This is a genomic window from Pseudomonas guariconensis (assembly GCF_024127895.1).
Classification (GTDB): Bacteria; Pseudomonadota; Gammaproteobacteria; order Pseudomonadales; family Pseudomonadaceae; genus Aquipseudomonas; species Aquipseudomonas guariconensis_B.
On the sequence record NZ_JAMYBK010000048.1, the window covers coordinates 1 to 6,223 of the forward strand.

Consider the following 6,223-nt stretch of genomic DNA (forward strand, 5'->3'; position numbering starts at 1 on the left):
GCCAGCCGCCTTTTCTTTTTCAAAATGTCAGCGCCGCCGCAGATCTGAAGTCATACGCCTCATGTTTGCTGCGCGACAGCGCAGCCCGGAAGGGCTGGGTGATCTCCCACAAGTACGCTGCAAGCCTCAAGGAATGCACGATCCTGTGGGAGCGGGCTTGCCCGCGAAGGGCTGCAAGGCAGCCCCAATCGATGTCACATCAGACTAAGTCCCCCGTTTAGACCCATCGCCGCGACGACCTCAGAGCGGGCTCAGGATGGTATCCCGCGCCTCGGGCAGCATGCCTGGGTAGTCGAGGGTGTAGTGCAGCCCGCGGCTTTCCTTGCGCTGCATGGCCGAGCGGATCATCAGTTCCGCCACCTGGGCCAGGTTGCGCAACTCGATCAGGTCGCGGCTGACCTTGTAGTTGCTGTAGAACTCGTCGATCTCGTCCAGCAGCAGGCGCACCCGGTGCTCGGCACGCTGCAGGCGCTTGCTGGTGCGCACGATGCCCACGTAGTCCCACATGAATCGCCGCAGTTCGTCCCAGTTGTGCGCGATGATCACGTCCTCGTCCGAGTCGGTGACCTGGCTTGCGTCCCAGCAGGGCAGGGCGGCGGGCATGCCCACCTGGTCCAGGTGCGCCGCGATGTCGGCGGCGGCGGCGCGGCCATAGACGAAGCACTCCAGCAGCGAATTGCTGGCCATGCGGTTGGCGCCATGCAAGCCGGTGAAGCTGGTTTCGCCGATGGCGTACAGGCCTGGCACGTCGGTGTGGCCGCGATCGTCGACCATCACACCGCCGCAGGTGTAGTGGGCGGCCGGAACCACCGGGATCGGTTGTCGGGTGATGTCGATGCCGAAGGCCAGGCAGCGCTCGTAGACGGTGGGGAAGTGGCTCTTGATGAAATCGGCCGGCTTGTGGGTGATGTCCAGGTATACGCAGTCCACGCCCAGGCGCTTCATCTCATGGTCGATGGCCCGGGCCACGATGTCGCGGGGCGCCAGCTCCTCGCGCGGGTCGAAGCGCGGCATGAAGCGCTCGCCGTTGGGCAGGCGCAGCAGGGCGCCCTCGCCGCGCAGGGCCTCGGTGATCAGGAAGCTCTTGGCCTGCGGGTGGTAGAGGCAGGTGGGATGGAACTGGTTGAATTCGAGGTTGGCCACCCGGCAGCCGGCGCGCCAGGCCATGGCGATACCGTCGCCGCAGGCACCGTCGGGGTTGCTGGTGTAGAGGTAGACCTTGGCCGCGCCACCAGTGGCCAGCACGGTGAAGCGCGCGCCGAAGGTGTCGACTTCGCCGCTGTTGCGGTCCAGCACGTAGGCGCCCAGGCAGCGCTCGCCGGGCAGGCCCAGGCGGCGTTCGGTGATCAGGTCGACCGCCACGCGCTGTTCCAGCAGCTCGATGTTCGGCCGTTGCCGGGCCTGGGCCAGCAGGGTGGTGAAGATCGCCGCACCGGTGGCGTCGGCGGCATGGATGATGCGTCGGTGGCTGTGCCCGCCCTCGCGGGTCAAGTGGAATTCGAAGCCGCCATCGTCGACGCTGTGGTGCTCGTCGCGGGTAAATGGCACGCCTTGCTCGATCAGCCACTGGATGGCCTCGCGGCTGTGCTCGACGGTAAAGCGCACGGCGTCTTCATGGCACAGGCCGCCACCGGCGTTGAGCGTGTCCTCGACATGGGATTGCACGGTGTCGGTATCGTCGAGCACAGCCGCGACGCCGCCCTGGGCCCAGAAGGTCGAACCGTTGGCCAGGTCGCCCTTGCTCAGCACGGCGATGCGCAGATGGCTGGGAAGGTTCAGTGCCAGGCTGAGGCCGGCGGCGCCGCTGCCGATCACCAGGACATCATGTTGGAATTGTTGGCTCATGTCGGGACACTAGTATTCTTGAGTGAGGGAGCGGCACAATAGTCATGCGCAGATGGCATTGTGAAACTATCGTGAAACGTGACCGGGCTGCCTTTATAGCAGTCACAGGTGCCTGATTTCCAATGGCGTCTACGCCGTTGCGCAGATCTTCGTGGGAACTTTCCATCATCGGCGGAAATCCTAAGAAGGCTGCCCGCACGCCACAAATGCCGCGGCGACGCATGGCGGCAGCTCTATCCGGGCTGACACCTGCGTATTCGAAACCTGATTATCGACGCAGCCGGCCACGACCGCGCTGCGTCTTTCGTGCGAGCCGACCAAGGGCCGCAGGAAACTTGCTTGGAGGGGAGAACTTTTGCGCAAAGCCCGAGTCTATGGTTGCAAGCCTGAACGATGGCTGTTGCAACGCTCCTTCGAGTCCACTGAGGAGTGTTCATGCTAACCCAGGAAGAGGATCAGCAGCTTGTCGAGCGCGTGCAGCGCGGCGACAGGCGAGCGTTCGATCTGTTGGTGCTGAAGTATCAGCACAAGATTCTCGGGTTGATCGTGCGGTTCGTCCACGACACCCATGAAGCCCAGGATGTGGCTCAGGAGGCTTTCATCAAGGCCTACCGGGCGCTGGGAAATTTTCGCGGTGACAGCGCGTTCTATACCTGGCTGTACCGCATCGCCATCAACACGGCGAAGAACTACCTGGTGTCCCGTGGAAGACGGCCGCCAGACAGCGATGTGAGCTCCGAGGATGCGGAGTTTTACGACGGCGATCATGGTCTCAAGGATCTCGAGTCCCCAGAGCGCTCGTTGTTGCGGGATGAAATCGAAGGCACTGTCCATCGCACCATCCAGCAACTGCCCGAGGACCTGCGTACGGCCTTGACCCTGCGTGAGTTCGACGGACTGAGTTACGAAGACATTGCCAGTGTCATGCAATGTCCGGTGGGTACCGTGCGCTCTCGAATCTTCCGCGCTCGGGAGGCCATAGACAAAGCCCTGCAGCCTCTATTGCAGGAAACCTGAGACAGCGGCGACAGCCAAGAGAGGAACCGCCATGAGTCGTGAAGCTTTGCAGGAATCGCTGTCCGCGGTGATGGATAACGAAGCGGACGAACTTGAACTGCGTCGGGTGTTGAACGCCGTCGACGATCCTGAAACCCGTGCCACCTGGTCGCGCTACCAGATCGCCCGTGCAGCCATGCACAAGGAACTGCTGCTGCCGAAACTGGACATCGCCTCGGCGGTTTCCGCGGCGCTGGCCGACGAAGCCGTGCCGGCGAAGGTCAAGCAGGGCCCGTGGCGCACCATCGGTCGCCTGGCTGTCGCCGCCTCGGTGACCGTTGCCGTGCTGGCTGGCGTACGCATGTACAACCAGGACGAGATCACCGGCGCCGAGCTCGCTGCCCAGCAGCCAGCCCAGCAGGGCCTGAGCATGCCACAGGCACAGGGCCCCGCCGTACTGGCAGGCTATAGTGAAAGCAGTGAGCAACCGACCGGGCCGATGGCCAACGGCGTGCTGCAGAACCAGGCCGGCTGGGATCAGCGTCTGCCGGGGTACCTGCGCCAGCATGCCCAGGAGTCCGCGCTCAAGGGCACCGAGACCGCTCTGCCCTATGCCCGCGCCGCCAGCCTGGAAAACCGCTAAGTAAGGAGGATCATGCGCGCGCTACCTCTCCTGTCGCTGCTGCTCGGCAGCTGCATGGCGGTGCCGGCGTTGGCGGCCAACTCCTCGCCCGAGGCGAGCGAGTGGCTGGGCAGGCTGGCACGGGCCGAGCAAGAACAGAGTTACCAGGGTTCCTTCGTCTACGAACGTAATGGCAGCTTTTCTTCCCACGATATCTGGCACCGCGTCCAGGACGGTCAGGTCAGCGAGCGGTTGTTGCAGCTCGATGGCGCGGCCCAGGAAATCGTGCGCGTCGATGGCAAGGTCCAGTGCGTCAGCGGCTCCCTGGTCAGTGGCGTGGGTACCCCGCCAGACTCCGCACCGCGTGTGCTCGATCCCCTGAAACTGATGAGCTGGTACGACCTGGCCGTGGCTGGCCGGTCACGGGTCGCCGGGCGTGACGCGGTGATCGTCACGCTCAGCCCGCGGGACCAGCACCGCTACGCGTTCGAATTGCACTTGGACCGCCGGTCCGGCCTGCCCCTGCGCTCGTTGATGCTCAACGACAAGGGCCAGTTGCTCGAGCGCTTCCAGATGACCCGCCTGGACACCGACGATCAGCCGAGCGACGACGACCTGCGGGCCAGTGCAGCGTGCAAGCCGATCGAACGGATTGCCGCGACCTCCAGCGAAGCCGCTGCCGGCTGGCGTTCGGACTGGCTGCCGCCGGGCTTCGAGTTGATCAACAGCTCGGTGCGCCGCGACCCGGCACGCAACAGCACCGTCAGCAGCCTGATGTACGACGATGGCCTGGCGCGTTTCTCGGTATTCCTGGAGCCGGTCAAGGACGATGCCGGGACCGATACCCGTGCCCAGTTGGGGCCGACCGTGGCCGTGTCGCGCCACCTCAACACGCCCAAGGGCAAGGTGATGGTCACCGTGGTCGGGGAGATTCCCCTGGGGACCGCCGAGCGTGTCGCGCTGTCGATGCGGGCCCAGGATGCCCAGGCAAGTCAATGACGGCGTGCTGTCCGGCAGCCTGGAAGTCACTGGGCTGAAATGAAATTAAAGCATTGTCATTTGCAATCCCTTCGTAAATTTTCTATAGGTCAGGCTTTTCGGGGTCTGGCCTTTCCTGCTTGTGCAGGGGCCTTACTTGCTAACTACGCTCGTTGTGACGGGAGCCGTATGTCAATACCACGCTTGAAATCCTATCTCTCGATGTTCGCCGCCGTGCTCATGCTCGGCCAGGTGCTCACGGCCCAGGCCGAGGAGTCCCTGCCGGACTTCACCACCCTGGTCGAGCAGGCTTCGCCGGCGGTGGTGAACATCAGCACCAAGCAGAAGCTGCCAGAGCGCCGCATCGCCGCCGGGCAGATGCCGGACCTCGAAGGCCTGCCGCCGATGTTCCGCGAGTTCTTCGAGCGCAACATGCCGCAGGTGCCGCGTTCGCCCCGTGGCGACCGCCAGCGCGAGGCGCAGTCGCTGGGCTCGGGCTTCATCATTTCCAGCGACGGCTACGTGCTGACCAACAACCACGTGGTCGCCGATGCCGACGAGATCATCGTCCGCCTGTCCGACCGCAGCGAGTTGCAGGCCAAGCTGGTCGGCACCGACCCGCGTACCGACGTGGCCTTGCTCAAGGTCGACGGCAAGAACCTGCCGACCGTCAAGCTGGGTGACTCCAGCAAGCTCAAGGTCGGCGAATGGGTGCTGGCCATCGGCTCGCCATTCGGTTTCGACCACTCGGTGACCAAGGGTATCGTCAGTGCCAAGGGCCGTACCCTGCCCAACGACACCTACGTACCGTTCATCCAGACCGACGTGGCGATCAACCCGGGCAACTCGGGTGGCCCGCTGTTCAACATGAACGGCGAGGTGGTGGGGATCAACTCGCAGATCTTCACCCGTTCCGGCGGTTTCATGGGCCTGTCGTTCGCCATCCCGATCGACGTGGCGCTGGATGTCTCCAACCAGCTGAAGAAAGACGGCAAGGTCAGCCGCGGCTGGCTCGGCGTGGTGATCCAGGAGGTCAACAAGGACCTGGCCGAATCCTTCGGCCTGGACAAACCGGCCGGCGCCCTGGTGGCCCAGGTACTGGAAGACGGCCCGGCAGCCAAGGGCGGCCTGCAGGTGGGCGACGTGATCCTGAGCATGAACGGCCAGCCGATCATCATGTCGGCCGACCTGCCGCACCTGGTGGGTAGCCTCAAGGATGGCGACAAGGCCCGCCTGGAGATCATTCGCAACGGCAAGCGGCAGAACCTGGACGTCACCATCGGCGCGCTGCCGGAGGACGACGTGCAGATCGGTAGCGGTGGCCAGGGCGGCGCCGAGCGCAGCAGCAACCGCCTGGGGGTTTCCGTGACCGACCTGAGCGCCGAGCAGAAGAAATCCCTGGAGCTCAAGGGCGGCGTCGTCATCAAGGAGGTCCAGGATGGCCCGGCGGCGATGATCGGCCTGCGTCCGGGCGATGTCATCAGCCACCTGAACAACCAGGCGATCACCTCAGCCAAGCAGTTCACCGAGATCGCCAAGGACCTGCCGAAGAACCGTTCGGTGTCCATGCGCGTGCTGCGCCAGGGGCGCGCCAGCTTCATTACCTTCAAGCTGGCGGAATAAGCGCTGGGTGCGAGGTACGAAAAGGGCAGCTTCGGCTTAATGTCAGTCAGTTAAGCGGCGCTTTGTCATTTTTGGGGCTGCCTTGCAGCCCATCGCCGGCAAGCCGGCTCCCACAGGGACCGCGGCGACCACACATGATGCGGTTTGCAGGGGCCATGT

5 protein-coding genes are annotated in these 6,223 nt (G+C 64.2%); 4 read left to right on the plus strand and 1 reads right to left on the minus strand.

Translation table 11 applies throughout. The features are described from left to right. Positions 1–240: 240 nt before the first annotated feature. Positions 241–1,845, minus strand: a complete 1,605-nt coding sequence (gene nadB / locus NJF35_RS24290; protein WP_225788081.1) for an L-aspartate oxidase — start codon at positions 1,843–1,845, stop codon at positions 241–243. Positions 1,846–2,280: 435 nt separating this feature from the next. Between nadB and rpoE the strand changes: the two genes are divergently transcribed. The 4 genes from rpoE to NJF35_RS24310 all read left to right on the plus strand — a co-directional run bounded on the left by rpoE (position 2,281) and on the right by NJF35_RS24310 (position 6,064). Further along, a complete protein-coding gene (gene rpoE, locus NJF35_RS24295) occupies positions 2,281–2,862 on the plus strand; it encodes an RNA polymerase sigma factor RpoE (RefSeq protein WP_003252049.1) in 582 nt (193 codons plus the stop codon). A gap of 31 nt (positions 2,863–2,893) precedes the next feature. After that, on the plus strand, positions 2,894–3,484 hold the full coding sequence (locus NJF35_RS24300; protein WP_225788082.1) for a sigma-E factor negative regulatory protein: 591 nt from the start codon (positions 2,894–2,896) through the stop codon (positions 3,482–3,484). A 12-nt stretch (positions 3,485–3,496) separates the two neighbouring features. Continuing rightward, on the plus strand, positions 3,497–4,462 hold the full coding sequence (locus NJF35_RS24305; RefSeq protein ID WP_225788083.1) for a MucB/RseB C-terminal domain-containing protein: 966 nt from the start codon (positions 3,497–3,499) through the stop codon (positions 4,460–4,462). Positions 4,463–4,663: 201 nt separating this feature from the next. Then, a complete protein-coding gene (locus tag NJF35_RS24310; protein WP_410046036.1) occupies positions 4,664–6,064 on the plus strand; it encodes a DegQ family serine endoprotease in 1,401 nt (466 codons plus the stop codon). Positions 6,065–6,223: the final 159 nt, after the last annotated feature.

Excerpts from the sequence above, each read along its gene's own strand:
- NJF35_RS24305 (WP_225788083.1), top strand. The coding sequence starts at position 3,497 with ATGCGCGCGCTACCTCTCCTGTCGCTGCTGCTCGGCAGCTGCATGGCG.
- NJF35_RS24310 (WP_410046036.1), top strand. The coding sequence starts at position 4,664 with ATGTTCGCCGCCGTGCTCATGCTCGGCCAGGTGCTCACGGCCCAGGCC.
- NJF35_RS24300 (WP_225788082.1), top strand. The coding sequence starts at position 2,894 with ATGAGTCGTGAAGCTTTGCAGGAATCGCTGTCCGCGGTGATGGATAAC.
- nadB (WP_225788081.1), bottom strand. The coding sequence starts at position 1,845 with ATGAGCCAACAATTCCAACATGATGTCCTGGTGATCGGCAGCGGCGCC.
- rpoE (WP_003252049.1), top strand. The coding sequence starts at position 2,281 with ATGCTAACCCAGGAAGAGGATCAGCAGCTTGTCGAGCGCGTGCAGCGC.